The organism is Microbacterium sp. H6 (genome assembly GCF_003314775.1).
GTDB classification, from domain to species: domain Bacteria; phylum Actinomycetota; class Actinomycetes; order Actinomycetales; family Microbacteriaceae; genus Microbacterium; species Microbacterium oxydans.
Genome location: NZ_QOAY01000146.1, coordinates 282 through 13,455 on the forward strand (window position 1 = coordinate 282; position 13,174 = coordinate 13,455).

Here is a 13,174-nt window from a genome sequence, read left to right on the forward strand (position 1 = left end):
CATGGACCCCGAAGGCCGCACCCGCTCGGCCGTGGATGCCGCCGCGGGTGTGCTCGCGCAGTTCGGCGGCGTCATGCTCGCCTTCGCCTTCATCGCGACCATCGGCATCCAGGGCGTCGTCACCGTGTTCCTGAAGGACACCTTCGGCGTGAACATCTTCGAGAACGGCACCTGGCTCTACGAGCTGCCCGGCCTCGTACTCCCCTACTTCTACTTCCAGATCCCCCTCATGGTCATCACCTTCATGCCGGCCCTCGCGGCCCTCAAGCCGCAGTGGGCCGAAGCCAACCTCACTCTCGGCGGTACCCGCGCGAGCTTCTGGCTCCGCATCGGCATCCCCGTGCTCGCGCCCTCGTTCCTCGCCAGCCTGCTGCTGCTGTTCGCGAACGCGTTCTCGTCGTACGCCACCGCCGCCGCTCTCGCCAGCCAGGGTGCCCAGATCGTGCCGCTGCAGATCCGCACGGCGCTCACGAGCGAGACGGTGCTCGGTCGGGAGAATCTCGCCGGCGCGCTTGCGCTCGGCATGATCGTGATCGTCGGAGTCGTGATGGCCCTGTACTCCCTCGTGCAGCGACGCGCGGCGAGGTGGCAGTCGTGAACCGGCTCGGCCCCTCCCGCACGACCCGGTGGGTGATCGGCGTCCTCGTGGGTGCGTTCTTCGCGGTGCCCCTGGTGTCGACGTTCCTCTTCACACTGCGCGACCCCGCCGGCGGACTCTCCTTCGCCCGCTGGATCGCGTTGTTCGACCCGGCGGCCGCAGCCACCCTCAAGCCGATCTGGACCGGTCTCGGCAACTCGCTGGTACTCGCCGTGGTGACTGTCGCCATCGTGCTGCTGCTGCTCGCCCCGACCATGATCCTGGTGAACCTGCGCTTCCCGAAGCTCAAGCCTGCCTTCGAGTTCGCGGTGCTGCTGCCGATCTCGATCCCCGCCATCGTGCTCGTGGTCGGCCTCGCACCGATCTACCTCCAGATCGGGCGGGCCCTCGGCACGGGCACCTGGACTCTCGCCTTCGCCTACGGGATCACCGTGCTGCCGTTCGCATTCCGCTCCATCCAGGCATCGATCGATGCGGCCGATCTCCGGACGCTCTCGGAAGCCGCGCGGTCCCTCGGCGCGAGCTGGCCGACCGTGGTGCTGAAGGTGCTCGCCCCGAACCTCCGACAGGGGCTGCTTGCCGCGTCCCTCATCTCCATCGCCGTGGTGCTCGGAGAGTTCACGATCGCCTCGCTCCTGAACCGCCAGGTGTTCCAGACGGCCATGGTCGTGGTGAACAAACAGGACCCCTACGCGCCGGCCATCTTCACGCTGCTCGCGCTGGTGTTCGTCTTCCTCCTGCTCCTCGTCATCGGCCGCGTCGCCCGCGGCACCGGAAAGGCCCGCTCATGACCGTCGACCACGCGCTGCCGCGCACCAAGGACAATCTGCTGCTCGCCGAGGCGGGCGAAGGCACCCGTGTCGAGCTGCGGGGCATCGTCAAGAGCTACGCGGGCAACCGGGTGCTCCACGGGGTCGACCTCGACATCGCCCCCGGCGAGTTCGTCTCACTCCTCGGGCCCTCCGGGTGCGGCAAGACCACGTTGCTGCGTGTGCTCGCCGGTCTCGAAGGCGCAGACGAAGGCGCCGTGCTGCTGGGTGGCGGCGATGTGTCGCGAGTGCCCACGAACAAGCGCGACATCGGCATGGTCTTCCAGTCGTACTCGCTCTTCCCGCACCTACGGGTGGCCGAGAACACCGCATTCGGCTTGCGGCGACGCGGCGTCGGCAAGGCGGAGGCCTCACGGCGCGCGGTCGACGCCCTCGCCCTGGTCGGCCTCGCCGACTTCGCGGATCGGTTCCCCCACCAGCTCTCCGGCGGCCAGCAGCAGCGCGTGGCACTCGCACGAGCGCTGGTGACCGAACCCAAGGTGCTGCTGCTCGACGAACCGCTCTCGGCGCTCGATGCGAAGGTGCGCGTGCAGCTGCGCGACGAGATCCGCCGCATCCAGCTGCGACTCGGCATCACCACCGTCTTCGTGACCCATGACCAGGAAGAGGCTCTGGCCGTCTCGGATCGGATCGCGGTGATGAACGCCGGCCGTATCGAGCAGATCGGGTCTCCCGAGCAGCTCTACACGATGCCCTCGACCGCCGGAGTGGCCGCGTTCGTGGGGCTGTCGAGCGTCGTGTCGGGCGTCGCCGAGGGCGATCACGTCATGGTGTGGGGGCAGCGACTCCCCCTGCAGTCGCGGGCAGACGGTCCGGTCGACGTGTACCTGCGGCCGGAGAACGTCTACTTCGCGTCGGAGGCCGACGCCGCAGCCGAGGCCCTGGTCGAGGAGAGCACCTTCCTCGGCAGCATGCGTCGCACGCTCGTGCGCACCGAGTCCGGCGAACTCGTCCGGGTGCAGCATGCGCCAGGAACTCATCCGGCCTTCGGCGACCGGGTGCGCATCGCGATCGCCGCGGAGCCCGTGGCCGTGCATCCGCGCGGCTGACTCACCGCTCTTCCCCTGACATACCCCGGGCGCTAGCGTGAGGGCCGAGGGGCGGGGTTCCCTCCATCCGAGAGAGAAAGGACGCCTCATGGCAGGCAAGTTCGAGCTGTACACCGACAAGTCCGGCGAGTACCGGTTCCGCCTGAAGGCCGGCAACGGCGAGGTCATCGCCATCAGCGAGGGCTACTCGTCGAAGTCCGCCGCTCTGAACGGCATCGACTCCGTGCGCCGCAACGCCGCGGACGCCGAGGTCGTCGAAGCCGACTGAGCTCGAGACCCACGTTTCACGCCGAGACCCCCTGTTGCAGACGTCTGCAACAGGGGGTCTCGGCGATTGCGATGGGTCTCGGCGAACCGGATCTCGTGTCAGAGCACGCGGGAGAGGAAGTCCTTCGTGCGCTGATGCCGCGGGTTGCCGAGCACCTCACGCGGGTCGCCCTCTTCGACGATGTAGCCGCCGTCCATGAAGATGAGCCGGGATCCGACTTCGCGGGCGAAGCCCATCTCGTGCGTGACGACGAGCATCGTCATCCCCTCGTCGGCCAGCGAGCGCATGACCTGCAGCACCTCGCCGACCAGTTCGGGGTCGAGTGCCGATGTGGGCTCGTCGAACAGCATCATGTCGGGGTTCATGCACAGCGCCCTGGCGATCGCCACGCGCTGCTGCTGCCCTCCCGAGAGGTGCCCCGGGTAGGCGTCGGCCTTCTCCGCCAGACCGACCCGCGTGAGCATGGCATGGGCGATCAGCTCGGCTTCCTTCTTCGACCGCTTCTTCACGCGCTGCTGAGCGATCGTGAGATTGCCGAGCACGCTGAGGTGCGGGAAGAGGTTGAAGCTCTGGAAGACCATTCCGATGCGGGTGCGCACGCGGTCGATGTCGACGTCGGGGTCGGTGATGTCGATCCCCTCGATGAGCACCTTGCCGCCGGTCGGCTCCTCGAGCAGGTTCACCGAGCGCAGCAGCGTCGACTTCCCCGATCCCGAAGGTCCGATCACGCACACGACCTCTCCCTTGGTGACGGTGAGGTCGATGCCCTTGAGCACCTCGTTGTCGCCGAACGACTTCACGAGCCCCTGCACATCGATCGCGGGGGCGTGGACATCAATCAGGTCGGTGATCATCGCTGCCTCGACATCCGTCGCTCCAGCCACGCGCTGAAGCGCGTGAGCGGGATCGTCACGATCAGGTACAGGATCGCCGCCATGATCAACGGCGTTCCGTTCGCGTTCTGCGTGCTCGCATCGCGGGCGAACGTGGTGAGCTCCTTCGACCAGATGAAGGAACCCGCCACGAACAGCAGCGACGTATCCTTCAGCAGCAGCACGAACTCGTTGGTCAGGGGCGGGATGATGATCCGGAACCCCTGCGGCACGATGATCCAGAACGTCGTCTTCATGGGCGACATGCCGAGCGAGCGGGCCGCCTCGGTCTGCCCCTTCGGAACGGCCTGGATACCCGCGCGGATCGTCTCGGCCATGTAGGCCGAGGCGACCAGGACGAGACCGATGAGCCCGAGCACGACCGGCCCACCGAGCTTCGTCCCAGGCACGCCCAGGGCGATCGGCAGGATGAAGGCGATGCCGAAGATCGTGAGGATCGCCGGCAGACCACGGAACAGCTCGATCCAGACCGTCGCGATCCAGCGGAATGGCGCGATGGTCGACAGTTTCATCAGCGCCAGCACGACGCCGAGGACCAGGCCGCCGGCGAAAGCGACGGCCGTGAACCATAGCGTGTTGACCAGGGCCGTGGTGATGATCCCGGGGAACATCTTCGCCGCGACTTCAGGATTGAAGAACAGCGGTCCGATCTTCGCCCAGTCGGTGCTCACGATCGCCCAGACGGCGATCGCGATCAGCACGACGTAGACCGTGTAGCGATACAGCTTGCTCTTGGTGGTACGCCTCAACGCCATCGTCGAGGTCCTCCCGCTCTACCGATCCCGCCGGTCACTTGGCCGCGAGGTACTCGTCGTAGATCTTCTGGTAGCCGCCGTCGTCCTGGAGCTCCTTGAGCGCCTTGTTGACCGCATCGCGCAGCTCGTCCTTCTCACCCTTGGCGAAGGCGAACCCGTACGACTCGTCGGTCGGGTACGTCTCGACGATCTTGTAGTCGGGGTCGTCCTGCTCGTGCACGTAGTTGACGGGCTGGTCCTGCAGGATCGCGTCGATCTGCCCCGCCTGCATGGCGGGCCACAGCTCGCCATCCGAGGGGTACTGCACGAGCTGCGCGCCCGGTGCGTTCTCGCCCGCGTAGGTCTCGCCGGTGGTGCCCTGCTGCACGCCGACGTTCTTCCCGTCGAGGTCATCGATGGACTTGATGTCGGAGTCGGCGCGCACCAGCAGCGACTGCAACGAGTCGACGTACGGGTCGGAGAAGTCGATGTTCGCCTTGCGCTCATCCGTGATCGTCATCGCCGACGCGCCGATGTCGCACGTGCCTGCCGCGAGGGTGGTGCCGGACTGCAACGCGTCGAACCCGACGTCCTGAACGGAGAGCTTCAGGTCGATCTTCTCGGCGATCGCACTGAGCAGGTCGATGTCGAAGCCCGAGTAGCCGGTCTCGCTGGAGAGGTCCTCGACCTCGAACGGCGGGTAGGGGACGTCGGAGCACACGGTGAGCGTTCCGGCCTCGACGAGGCCGTACTTGTCGTCGGCGGCGGGAGCGTCACTGCTGCCCGCGTCGGACGATCCGGTGGCGCAGCCGGCGAGCGCGAGGGTGGCCGTCGCCACGAGGGCGAGACCGGCGATGAGGTTGCGACGAGGCATGTCGGCTCCTGTGAGTCGAGGGCACGGAGGCCCGCTGACGGGTAGGAGTTCATCTAAACATGCGGCTCGTCGCGTGACCAATGACATCCACGTCCACGCACATTACGTTTGTGTTGCGAGTAGGCCCCGATCACACGTGGAAACCGAGTTCCCGAGCCGGCGCGACGCGGTCTCAGACCTCGAAGTCGACGGCGACTCGGGAGGCGACCACCGAGCGGATGTACGTGGCGACCTCGGCGTGCGCGGGATGCACCTGATACTCGTCGATCGCTTCGACCGACGCGAAGTCCGCGACGAGCGTGACGTCCCAGTTCGCCTCCGGGTAGGCGACGTTCGCCCCTGCCGAGATGGTGAGCAGCTGCGGCACGACGCCGTCGAGCGCGTTGAGGCGGCGGGCGACTTCCGCAGCCTGCGCCGCGCGCTCGGCAGCATCTTCGGAAGCGAGCTTCCAGGTCACGACATGGCGGATCGTCATAGCGCTTCCTTCACTCCGGTCTTCGCCGCCCCGTCACGGAGAGCGCCCTCGAGCGCCTCACGCAGTCGATCGGGTGCCACGCGCCAGTGCGCATGCAGCTCGCCGTCGATCAGGACCACGGGGATCTTCTCCCACCACAGCTCGTACAGTGCGGGGTCGTCCTGGATCGACGCCTCGACGATCTCGATCTGCTCGGCTGCGGCGTCTGGCAGTTCGGCGACCACGGCGTCGATGACGTCGGAGGCGACGTCGCACAGGTGGCAGTCGGGCTTGCCGATCAGAGTCAGCGTGGTCACGCCGACGGCACCTCGACCGCGCGGCCCTGGGCGATCCACTCGCCGGTCCCGCCCTCGACGTTCGTGGCGTCGTAGCCGCGCGACTCGAGCGCCTCGACCACACGCGCCGATCGACCGCCGGCCTGGCAGATGACGTCGAACGCCTCGCTCGGCAGCTCCTCGAGACGGTTGCCGATCTCCGACATGGGGATGTTGACGGCGCCGGGGACGTGTCCCGCGGCGAACTCGTCCACTTCCCGTACATCGATGAGCGGGGTACCGGTGCGCTCGGCGAGCTCGGTGACGGTGATCGACTTCATGACAACCTCTCGGCAGGACGGAGATGGGGCCGGAGACACAAAGCGCCCGTCCGAAGACAGGCGCTCGTGTCTGGTCGCTTACTTCTTGTTGCGACGCTGGTGGCGAGTCTTGCGAAGCAGCTTGCGGTGCTTCTTCTTCGCCATGCGCTTGCGGCGCTTCTTGATGACAGAACCCACGGAAACCTCACTAAGTCAGTGGCTGGGTGTCTCCGAAATCGGACACCCGGGTACGGGCACGGAAAATGCCTCGGGTCAGTCTAGCAAACCCGAAGGCGTGGGCTGTCACACGCGCCTTCCGCCCGAGGGCGGCCGAGCATGGGACAGCCTGCGACGTCAACCGACGTCGGCGATGGGTCGCTGCAGCGCATCGGCCACAGCGGACTCCGGAACACGATAGCTGCGGCCGAAACGGACGGCGGGCAGCTCCCCAGCATGAACCAGCCGGTACACGGTCATCTTGGACACGCGCATCAGCTCGGCGACCTCAGCAACCGTGAGGAATCGGACGTCAGGAACCTCGGGCATCCCACGTACCCCTTTCTCGATGTGCACACTCTATGTGGTAGCTGGGACACGTGTAAACCTCTGTGACCCGTGTGATCAGTGAGGCATCGCGGGACTCTGAGAGGCGCCCAGCCGGCGCATAGGCATTCTGCGGGCTTCGCTCAATCGCGACTGGCAGAGTCATCGCAGGTCTCGTGCGGCACCGCCGAGTCCGCCCCCCGGGTGTGGGGACCCGCACCTCTCCCCTGACGGCAAGCCCCCCGTGTCGTCAGGGGAGAGTCGTTGCGGGGATCGCCCGAACGTCAGGTGCCGAGGCGCTTGAGGGCCGACGCGACCACATGCTTCGCGGATGCCGCCGCGCGTCCGACGACCTCGGCCGCGTGGGCGGCGCTGTCGGGAAGCGAGGCACCCGGGTATGCGATGTCGGGCGCACCATCTCCGAAGGCATCCACCAGGAACGGCACCAGCCAGTCGTCGACGACCTCGAGCGGCTCGACCGCGAGGCTGTAGAAGCGACGCTGTCCGTCCTCGCGCACGGTGACGAGTTCGGCATCGCGGAGCACCTTGAGGTGCTTCGACACGGTGGGCTGGCTGATACCCAGATCGGCGACGATCTGGCTGACGCTGGTGCCGGCCTCTCCTTCGGTCGTGCGCCGCAGCAGGAGCTGGAGGATGTCTCGCCTCGTACCGTCTGCGATCACGTCGAAGATGTCCGTCATGAGTTCAGGGTAGTCGTCCCCGGCACGGAGTACCATGACGAAGGCTCGGCGACAGGCGCCGTGCCGCCGCCCGAGGCAGGGCGTGCGACGACACACAGGGGGCAGCGATGTCGGGCATCGTTTCGGCGTCGTCCCCGCGCGAGAGCCTGAAGAGCGCAGCCGGCTGGGTCAAGCACCTCGTGACGTCATCGCCGTCGCGCTTCGCGATCGTGATCTTCGCTCTGCTGATCCTCGTCTTCACGGTGCTGCTCTCCCTGCCCATCGCCTCCGCGTCCGGCAGGGTCACCCCCCTCAGCGATGCGCTGTTCACCGCCGTCTCCACCATCTGCGTGACGGGACTCGCCACCGTCGACATGGCCAACTACTGGTCGCCGTTCGGACACGTGCTGATCTTCCTCGGCGTGAACATCGGCGCGCTGGGGGTGCTGACCCTCGCATCGCTCATGGGAATGCTGATCTCGAAGCGTCTCGGTCTGCGAGCCAAGCTGATGGCGGCAGGCGACACGAACCCGATGCGCGCGCACGGCGGTGTCGTCAACGAGAGCCAGACCGTGCGACTCGGCGAGGTCGGCCAGCTGCTCACCACGGTCGCCGTCTCGGCGCTGATCATCGAGGCGTCGCTCGCGATCCTCCTCTACCCCGCCCTCGTGATGGCCAAGGTCGACCCGATCGCGGCGCTCTGGGAGGCGCCCTACTTCGCGGCGATGGCGTTCACGAACACCGGATTCGCGCCGAACGACGGCGGCGTCGCCGTCTTCGCCGACGACTACCTGGTGCTCTCGCTCCTGATGGTCGGCGTCTTCCTCGGCAGCATCGGCTTCCCGGTCATCTATACCCTCGCCAAGCATGTCTGGCACGTGAAGCGCTGGTCCCTGCATTCCAAGCTCACCATCGTCACCACCGTCCTGCTCTTCATCCTGGGTGCGGCCGTCTTCGTGATCCTCGAGTTCAACAACCCGAAGACCTTCGGCTCGATGGATGCCACCGACACCACGTTCCAAGCCTTCTTCCTGTCGGCGATGACACGCTCCGGCGGCTTCAACGTGATCGAGATGGACGACCTGAACGGCTCGTCCCTGCTCGCGGCGAGCATGCTCATGTTCGTCGGCGGCGGCTCCGCCTCGACCGCGGGCGGGATCAAGGTGACCACCCTCGCCGTCCTCGCCATCGCCGTCTGGTCCGAGGCCAAGGGACGCCAGTCCGTCGAAGCCTTCGGTCGCCGCATCCCCAGCGACGTGCAGCGCGTCGCCCTCAGCGTCGTCGCGTGGGGAGCGACGATCGTCGCGCTGTCGACCATCGTGATCGCGCAGATCACCAAGGCCGACATCAGTCACGTGCTCTTCGATGTGATCTCCGCGTTCGGTACCGTCGGTCTCTCGACAGGCCTCACCGGCGAGCTGCCGGATTCCGCCTCCTACGTCATGGCCGCGACGATCTTCATGGGCCGCGTTGGTACAGTGACTCTCGCCGCGGCGGTCGCCGCGACATCGCGAACGCAGTACTACTCACTGCCCGTGGAAAGGCCGATCGTTGGTTGAAGTCCTCCGGGGCGACGCTCCCGTCCTCGTCATCGGCCTCGGCCGGTTCGGTGCCGCCTGCGCCGGTGAGCTCGACCGCCTCGACCGCGAGGTGCTCGCGATCGACGACAACCTCGAGCTCGTGCAGAAGTGGTCCGACCGCGTCACGCACACCGTCCAGGCCGACGCCAAGAACATCGACGCCCTGCGGCAGATCGGTGCGCAGGACTTCCAGGTGGCCGTCGTGGCCGTCGGCTCCTCCATCGAGGCTTCGGTGCTCATCACGGCGAACCTCGTCGACCTCAAGGTCCCGCAGATCTGGGCCAAGGCGGTCTCGCAGTCGCACGGCAAGATCCTGGCGCGCGTCGGCGCCAACCACGTCATCTACCCCGAGCGCGAGGCCGGCGAGCGCGTCGCGCACCTCGTCTCCGGGCGCATGCTCGACTTCATCCGCTTCGACGACGACTTCGTGCTCGCCAAGATGTACCCGCCGAAGTTCATCCGCGGCGTCGGCCTGAACGAGTCCGGCGTGCGCTCGAAGTACAAGGTGACCGTCGTGGGCGTGAAGAGCCCGGGCAAGCCGTTCCGCTACGCCGAGGCGAACACCATCGTGACCAACCATGACCTGATCATCGTGTCCGGTACGAACAGCGACATCGAGCGGTTCGCCGGCCTCGACCGCTGACGTCTCCCTCCCGCCTTCCGAGCGACTCCCCCTCGCGGCGGATGCGCGACGCCCGGCGGCCGTGGTGGGATGGGGCCATGACCGACCCCACAGCGGCCCCGCCCGTCCTCGCCCTTCGCGGGCTTCGCAAGCAGTTCGGGCAGAAGGTCGCCGTCGACGGTCTGTCCCTCGACGTGCCGCCCGGATCCATGCTGGGCCTGCTCGGGCCGAACGGCGCAGGCAAGACCACGACGCTCGCGATGGCCACCGGACTGCTCCGCCCCGATGCCGGCGCGGCGTGGGTGCTGGGCGCCGACGTGTGGCAGAACCCCGCCGAGGCGAAAGCCCGCATGGGTGTGCTCCCCGACGGCATCCGCATGCTCGATCGTCTCAGTGGAGCAGAGCTGCTGCGATACACCGGACTGCTGCGCGGCATGGCAGAGGCCGACGTCGTCTCGCGGACGGGCGACCTGCTCGAGGCGCTGGGGCTCGCAGAGGCGCGAGACACCCTCGTCGTGGACTACTCCGCCGGCATGCGCAAGAAGATCGGGCTCGCCTGCGCGCTGATCCACGCTCCCCGCCTGCTCATCCTGGATGAGCCGCTGGAGGCCGTCGATCCCGTCTCGGGCGAGACGATCCGCCAGATCCTGCGCTCGTTCGTCGACGGCGGCGGCACCGTGGTGCTGTCGAGCCACGTGATGGAGCTCGTCGAGTCGATGTGCGACCGGGTGGCCATCGTCGCCGAGGGGCGCCTGCTCGCGCACGGTCCGCTCGACGAGGTGCGAGCCGGACTCTCGCTTCAGCAGCGGTTCCTCACGCTCGTCGGGGCGCACGATCTCGGGACGGAGACGCTCGCATGGTTGCGCTCCTCGTAAGCCTGCGCTGGCGGCAGCTGCGGCATCAACTGTCGCGGAACCCGTGGATGATCGTCACCCTGATCATCACGGGGATGATCGCCCTCGGGCTCCTCGCCGGACTCGCTGCGGGTCTGGTCGCTCTGCGCTTCGCCGCACCGGAGGGCGCTGTCACCGCCATCGTGCTCACCGGGTCCGTGCTCGTCCTCGGATGGTGGATCGGCTCCATCCTGGTCAGCGCCGACGACTCCCTCGCCCCCGAGCGCTTCGCCCTGCTGCCGGTGACCGCCCCCTCCCTGTTGCCGGGCTTCGTCGTCGCCGGAGCCACGACCATCGGCGGCATCGGGACCACGGTCGCCCTGCTGCTGATGCTCCTCGGCTGGTCGGTGAGCCTTCCCGCACTGCTCACCGCGGTGATCATGATGCCGGTGGCGGTCGTGACCTGCGTGCTCGGTGCCCGCGTGGTGAGCGGACTGCTCGCCGGATGGCTGGCCCGACGCAGCACCCGCGACCTGGTGCTGACCCTCGGGGTGCTGCTCGCCGCCTCGTCCGGCCTCATCCTCAACCTCGGGATCGGGGCGCTCACCACCGTGACGGACGTCGGGGGTGCCTTCGCCTCGGCTGCCGACATCGCCGCCTGGACGCCGTTCGGCGCCGTGTTCGGGGTGTCGGCATCGGTAGCGCAGGGCGACGTGCTCACCGCGACGCTGCGATTGCTGATCGCCCTCGCGACGGTCGTGGTCCTGTGGTGGGCGTCTCAGCGGCTGCTCGCCGCCCGGCTCGTCTCCCCCATCCAGAGCAGCGGCGGTGGACGGGTGCGCTCCGGCGGTCTGCTCGATCGACTGCTGCCGGCGAACCCGATGGGTGCGATCGCCGCACGATCTCTGCACTACTACCGCCGCGACCCGCGTCAGCTCGTCAACATCGTGATGCTCCTGCTCCTGCCCGCGATCTTCATCGGCATCGCGCTCATGAACGGCCTGCAGGAGGAGTCCCTCGGTTTCGCCCCCGCGATCACACTGATCCCGGCGATCAACGCTCTCCTCGCCGGGACGATCGTGCAGATGTCGATCGCCTATGACAACGATGCCGTCGCGGCGCACATCCTCACGGGTGTGTCCGGGGCGGCGGACCGTGCCGGGCGCCTGCTCGGCTTCGGGATGATCGCAGTGCCGGTGACGCTCGCCCTGTGCGTGGCGACCTGCCTCCTCGCCGGGCGGCCGGATCTGCTCCCCGGCAGCATCGGCGCATCCCTCGGTCTCACGGCGATCGCTGCAGGGGCCGGTGCCTGGGTGGGGAGCTTCCTTCCGGGCCGTGCGCCCGCTCCGGAAGCCAATCCCTTCGGGCGCGGATCATCCGGCGGGGTGCAGTCGCTGCTCGCGATGGTCATCATCGGACCCATCACGCTCGTCCTCGGAGCACCCGCATTCGGGTTCGCCATCGCGGCGATCTGGAGTCCCACGCTCGGCTGGATCAGCCTCGCGTGCGGACTCGCGTTCGGCGGCCTCGCGCTCTGGGGAGGGACCGCGCTGGGCGGGAAGTTCCTGGATCGCCGCTGGCCCGAGGTGCTCGCCGACGTGTCCAGCGAGAGTTGAGCGCGGACGGACCCCACGCGACACGCAGGCCCCGGGCACCAGGCCTCCCGCGACATCAGGCCCGACGGGTCAGGCGTCGATGTCGAGGACGACCTCGATCACGTCGTCCACCCCGAGGCCCTCGCCGTCCTGCAGCGTCTTCTTGATCGGCACGATGTAGCCGCCGTCTTTCGGCCACGGGGCCGTGGCCACGGTGGTGGTGCCTACGGAAACCCTGGCCGGGATCATGCCCCAGCCATAGGTCACGACAGAGGCGATCTCGTGGATCATCTCGCTCTCGGCAGGTGGCACGGTGACGAAGTGGAAAGGCGCGGGCCCGCGCCAGTACCAGATGGGTCCCTCGATCCTCAGCCGCATGGTTCAGGCTCCGGCGGCGAGCTCCCTGGCACGCGCGAGTGCGGCGTCCGCAGCCTCCGCGAAGGTGCGATCGAGGCGTGCTTCCTGCAGCACGGCGACCGCCCGCTCCGTCGTCCCCTTCGGGCTCGTGACCCGACGGCGCAGCTCTGCAGGAGCCTCGCCGGAGGCGTCGAGCAGGGCCGTCGCCCCGATGAACGTCTGCTCGACCATGAGCCGCGCATCCGCATCGGTGAAGCCCATGCCGACGGCGGCCTTGGTGAGCTCCTCGATCAGCAGGTACACGTAGGCCGGTCCCGATCCCGAGATCGTGGACAGCGCGTCGATCTGCGACTCGGGAACCTCGACGACGGCGCCGACGGTCTCGAACAGACGACGGACGAGGGCGATGTCTTCGGCGGGAACCGCAGCACCGGCGGCGAGCCCCGTCACTCCCTTGCGCACCGTTGACGGCGTGTTCGGCATCGAGCGGATCACCCTCGCCTCCGAACCCAGCACATCGGCGAAGGTCTGCAGCGTGACCCCGGCGGCGACGCTCACCACGATCGCATCAGCGGCGAGGTGCGGGGCGATCTCGCGGAGCAGGTCCGGCACCATCGCCGGCTTCACGCCGACGAGCACGATCCGCGCACCGGCAGCCGCCTCGACGTT

General features: G+C 67.9%; 19 protein-coding genes. 8 read left to right on the forward strand and 11 right to left on the reverse strand.

What is annotated here, in order from left to right; all coding sequences use genetic code 11:
• From DSP71_RS09290 to DSP71_RS09305, 4 genes are all read left to right on the forward strand, one after another.
• Window positions 1-598 (forward strand): ABC transporter permease subunit (locus DSP71_RS09290; protein WP_258546349.1); only part of this gene is annotated, 598 nt, incomplete at its 5' end.
• Window positions 595-1,389 carry an ABC transporter permease gene (locus DSP71_RS09295; RefSeq protein ID WP_046747309.1) on the forward strand — a complete coding sequence of 265 codons (795 nt, stop codon included), beginning with the start codon at window positions 595-597 and terminating at the stop codon, window positions 1,387-1,389. The genes DSP71_RS09290 and DSP71_RS09295, both read left to right, overlap by 4 nt.
• Window positions 1,386-2,477: an ABC transporter ATP-binding protein gene (locus DSP71_RS09300; RefSeq protein ID WP_113680954.1), complete on the forward strand. Its 1,092-nt coding sequence runs from the start codon at window positions 1,386-1,388 to the stop codon at window positions 2,475-2,477. Before DSP71_RS09295 ends, DSP71_RS09300 begins: the two co-directional genes overlap by 4 nt.
• Window positions 2,478-2,565: 88 nt before the next feature.
• Window positions 2,566-2,745: a YegP family protein gene (locus tag DSP71_RS09305; protein ID WP_021198051.1), complete on the forward strand. Its 180-nt coding sequence runs from the start codon at window positions 2,566-2,568 to the stop codon at window positions 2,743-2,745.
• A 98-nt stretch (window positions 2,746-2,843) separates the two neighbouring features.
• On the opposite strand, the gene DSP71_RS09310 is transcribed toward DSP71_RS09305, so the two are convergent.
• From DSP71_RS09310 to DSP71_RS09350, 9 genes are all read right to left on the reverse strand, one after another.
• Window positions 2,844-3,599, reverse strand: coding sequence for an amino acid ABC transporter ATP-binding protein (locus DSP71_RS09310; protein ID WP_113680961.1), 756 nt, complete (start codon window positions 3,597-3,599; stop codon window positions 2,844-2,846).
• Window positions 3,596-4,393, reverse strand: coding sequence for an amino acid ABC transporter permease (locus DSP71_RS09315; RefSeq protein ID WP_046747306.1), 798 nt, complete (start codon window positions 4,391-4,393; stop codon window positions 3,596-3,598). Before DSP71_RS09315 ends, DSP71_RS09310 begins: the two co-directional genes overlap by 4 nt.
• 34 nt (window positions 4,394-4,427) lie before the next feature.
• Window positions 4,428-5,246 carry a basic amino acid ABC transporter substrate-binding protein gene (locus DSP71_RS09320; protein WP_113680955.1) on the reverse strand — a complete coding sequence of 273 codons (819 nt, stop codon included), beginning with the start codon at window positions 5,244-5,246 and terminating at the stop codon, window positions 4,428-4,430.
• A 172-nt stretch (window positions 5,247-5,418) separates the two neighbouring features.
• Window positions 5,419-5,721, reverse strand: a complete 303-nt coding sequence (locus DSP71_RS09325; RefSeq protein ID WP_046747304.1) for a Dabb family protein — start codon at window positions 5,719-5,721, stop codon at window positions 5,419-5,421.
• Window positions 5,718-6,017 carry a glutaredoxin family protein gene (locus DSP71_RS09330; protein WP_046747303.1) on the reverse strand — a complete coding sequence of 100 codons (300 nt, stop codon included), beginning with the start codon at window positions 6,015-6,017 and terminating at the stop codon, window positions 5,718-5,720. The genes DSP71_RS09325 and DSP71_RS09330 overlap by 4 nt, the downstream gene beginning before the upstream one ends.
• The gene (locus DSP71_RS09335; RefSeq protein ID WP_058630462.1) at window positions 6,014-6,316 is read right to left on the reverse strand and encodes a rhodanese-like domain-containing protein; all 303 of its coding nucleotides are present in this window, start codon (window positions 6,314-6,316) and stop codon (window positions 6,014-6,016) included. Before DSP71_RS09335 ends, DSP71_RS09330 begins: the two co-directional genes overlap by 4 nt.
• A gap of 78 nt (window positions 6,317-6,394) precedes the next feature.
• Entirely contained in the window at window positions 6,395-6,493 is a 99-nt protein-coding gene (locus DSP71_RS09340; RefSeq protein WP_003792170.1) for a 30S ribosomal protein bS22, read from the reverse strand.
• A gap of 156 nt (window positions 6,494-6,649) precedes the next feature.
• A complete protein-coding gene (locus DSP71_RS09345) occupies window positions 6,650-6,841 on the reverse strand; it encodes a helix-turn-helix domain-containing protein (protein ID WP_017204627.1) in 192 nt (63 codons plus the stop codon).
• A 281-nt stretch (window positions 6,842-7,122) separates the two neighbouring features.
• Window positions 7,123-7,539 (reverse strand): helix-turn-helix transcriptional regulator, encoded by a 417-nt coding sequence (locus DSP71_RS09350; RefSeq protein ID WP_113680962.1) that lies wholly within the window; start codon window positions 7,537-7,539, stop codon window positions 7,123-7,125.
• Window positions 7,540-7,646: 107 nt separating this feature from the next.
• On the opposite strand from DSP71_RS09350, the gene DSP71_RS09355 reads away from it, so the two are divergent.
• The 4 genes from DSP71_RS09355 (at window position 7,647) to DSP71_RS09370 (ending at window position 12,169) form a co-directional block, all read left to right on the forward strand.
• Window positions 7,647-9,077: a TrkH family potassium uptake protein gene (locus DSP71_RS09355; RefSeq protein WP_046747301.1), complete on the forward strand. Its 1,431-nt coding sequence runs from the start codon at window positions 7,647-7,649 to the stop codon at window positions 9,075-9,077.
• Window positions 9,070-9,741 carry a TrkA family potassium uptake protein gene (locus DSP71_RS09360; RefSeq protein ID WP_021198064.1) on the forward strand — a complete coding sequence of 224 codons (672 nt, stop codon included), beginning with the start codon at window positions 9,070-9,072 and terminating at the stop codon, window positions 9,739-9,741. Before DSP71_RS09355 ends, DSP71_RS09360 begins: the two co-directional genes overlap by 8 nt.
• Window positions 9,742-9,818: 77 nt before the next feature.
• On the forward strand, window positions 9,819-10,595 hold the full coding sequence (locus DSP71_RS09365; RefSeq protein WP_113680956.1) for an ABC transporter ATP-binding protein: 777 nt from the start codon (window positions 9,819-9,821) through the stop codon (window positions 10,593-10,595).
• Window positions 10,577-12,169: a hypothetical protein gene (locus DSP71_RS09370; protein WP_113680957.1), complete on the forward strand. Its 1,593-nt coding sequence runs from the start codon at window positions 10,577-10,579 to the stop codon at window positions 12,167-12,169. Before DSP71_RS09365 ends, DSP71_RS09370 begins: the two co-directional genes overlap by 19 nt.
• 69 nt (window positions 12,170-12,238) lie before the next feature.
• On the opposite strand, the gene DSP71_RS09375 is transcribed toward DSP71_RS09370, so the two are convergent.
• Complete coding sequence (locus DSP71_RS09375) at window positions 12,239-12,526, reverse strand: DUF1905 domain-containing protein (RefSeq protein ID WP_113680958.1); 288 nt, start codon at window positions 12,524-12,526, stop codon at window positions 12,239-12,241.
• Between the two features lie 3 nt (window positions 12,527-12,529).
• On the reverse strand, window positions 12,530-13,174 hold a 645-nt coding region (gene proC, locus DSP71_RS09380), incomplete at its 5' end, for a pyrroline-5-carboxylate reductase (protein ID WP_258546350.1).

What these genes read in the sequence shown, in the direction of transcription:
- DSP71_RS09300 (WP_113680954.1), top strand. Translation starts at nt 1,386, where the DNA reads ATGACCGTCGACCACGCGCTGCCGCGCACCAAGGACAATCTGCTGCTC.
- DSP71_RS09305 (WP_021198051.1), top strand. Translation starts at nt 2,566, where the DNA reads ATGGCAGGCAAGTTCGAGCTGTACACCGACAAGTCCGGCGAGTACCGG.
- DSP71_RS09310 (WP_113680961.1), bottom strand. Translation starts at nt 3,599, where the DNA reads ATGATCACCGACCTGATTGATGTCCACGCCCCCGCGATCGATGTGCAG.
- DSP71_RS09315 (WP_046747306.1), bottom strand. Translation starts at nt 4,393, where the DNA reads ATGGCGTTGAGGCGTACCACCAAGAGCAAGCTGTATCGCTACACGGTC.
- DSP71_RS09320 (WP_113680955.1), bottom strand. Translation starts at nt 5,246, where the DNA reads ATGCCTCGTCGCAACCTCATCGCCGGTCTCGCCCTCGTGGCGACGGCC.
- DSP71_RS09325 (WP_046747304.1), bottom strand. Translation starts at nt 5,721, where the DNA reads ATGACGATCCGCCATGTCGTGACCTGGAAGCTCGCTTCCGAAGATGCT.
- DSP71_RS09335 (WP_058630462.1), bottom strand. Translation starts at nt 6,316, where the DNA reads ATGAAGTCGATCACCGTCACCGAGCTCGCCGAGCGCACCGGTACCCCG.
- DSP71_RS09345 (WP_017204627.1), bottom strand. Translation starts at nt 6,841, where the DNA reads ATGCCCGAGGTTCCTGACGTCCGATTCCTCACGGTTGCTGAGGTCGCC.
- DSP71_RS09350 (WP_113680962.1), bottom strand. Translation starts at nt 7,539, where the DNA reads ATGACGGACATCTTCGACGTGATCGCAGACGGTACGAGGCGAGACATC.
- DSP71_RS09355 (WP_046747301.1), top strand. Translation starts at nt 7,647, where the DNA reads ATGTCGGGCATCGTTTCGGCGTCGTCCCCGCGCGAGAGCCTGAAGAGC.
- DSP71_RS09365 (WP_113680956.1), top strand. Translation starts at nt 9,819, where the DNA reads ATGACCGACCCCACAGCGGCCCCGCCCGTCCTCGCCCTTCGCGGGCTT.
- DSP71_RS09370 (WP_113680957.1), top strand. Translation starts at nt 10,577, where the DNA reads ATGGTTGCGCTCCTCGTAAGCCTGCGCTGGCGGCAGCTGCGGCATCAA.
- DSP71_RS09375 (WP_113680958.1), bottom strand. Translation starts at nt 12,526, where the DNA reads ATGCGGCTGAGGATCGAGGGACCCATCTGGTACTGGCGCGGGCCCGCG.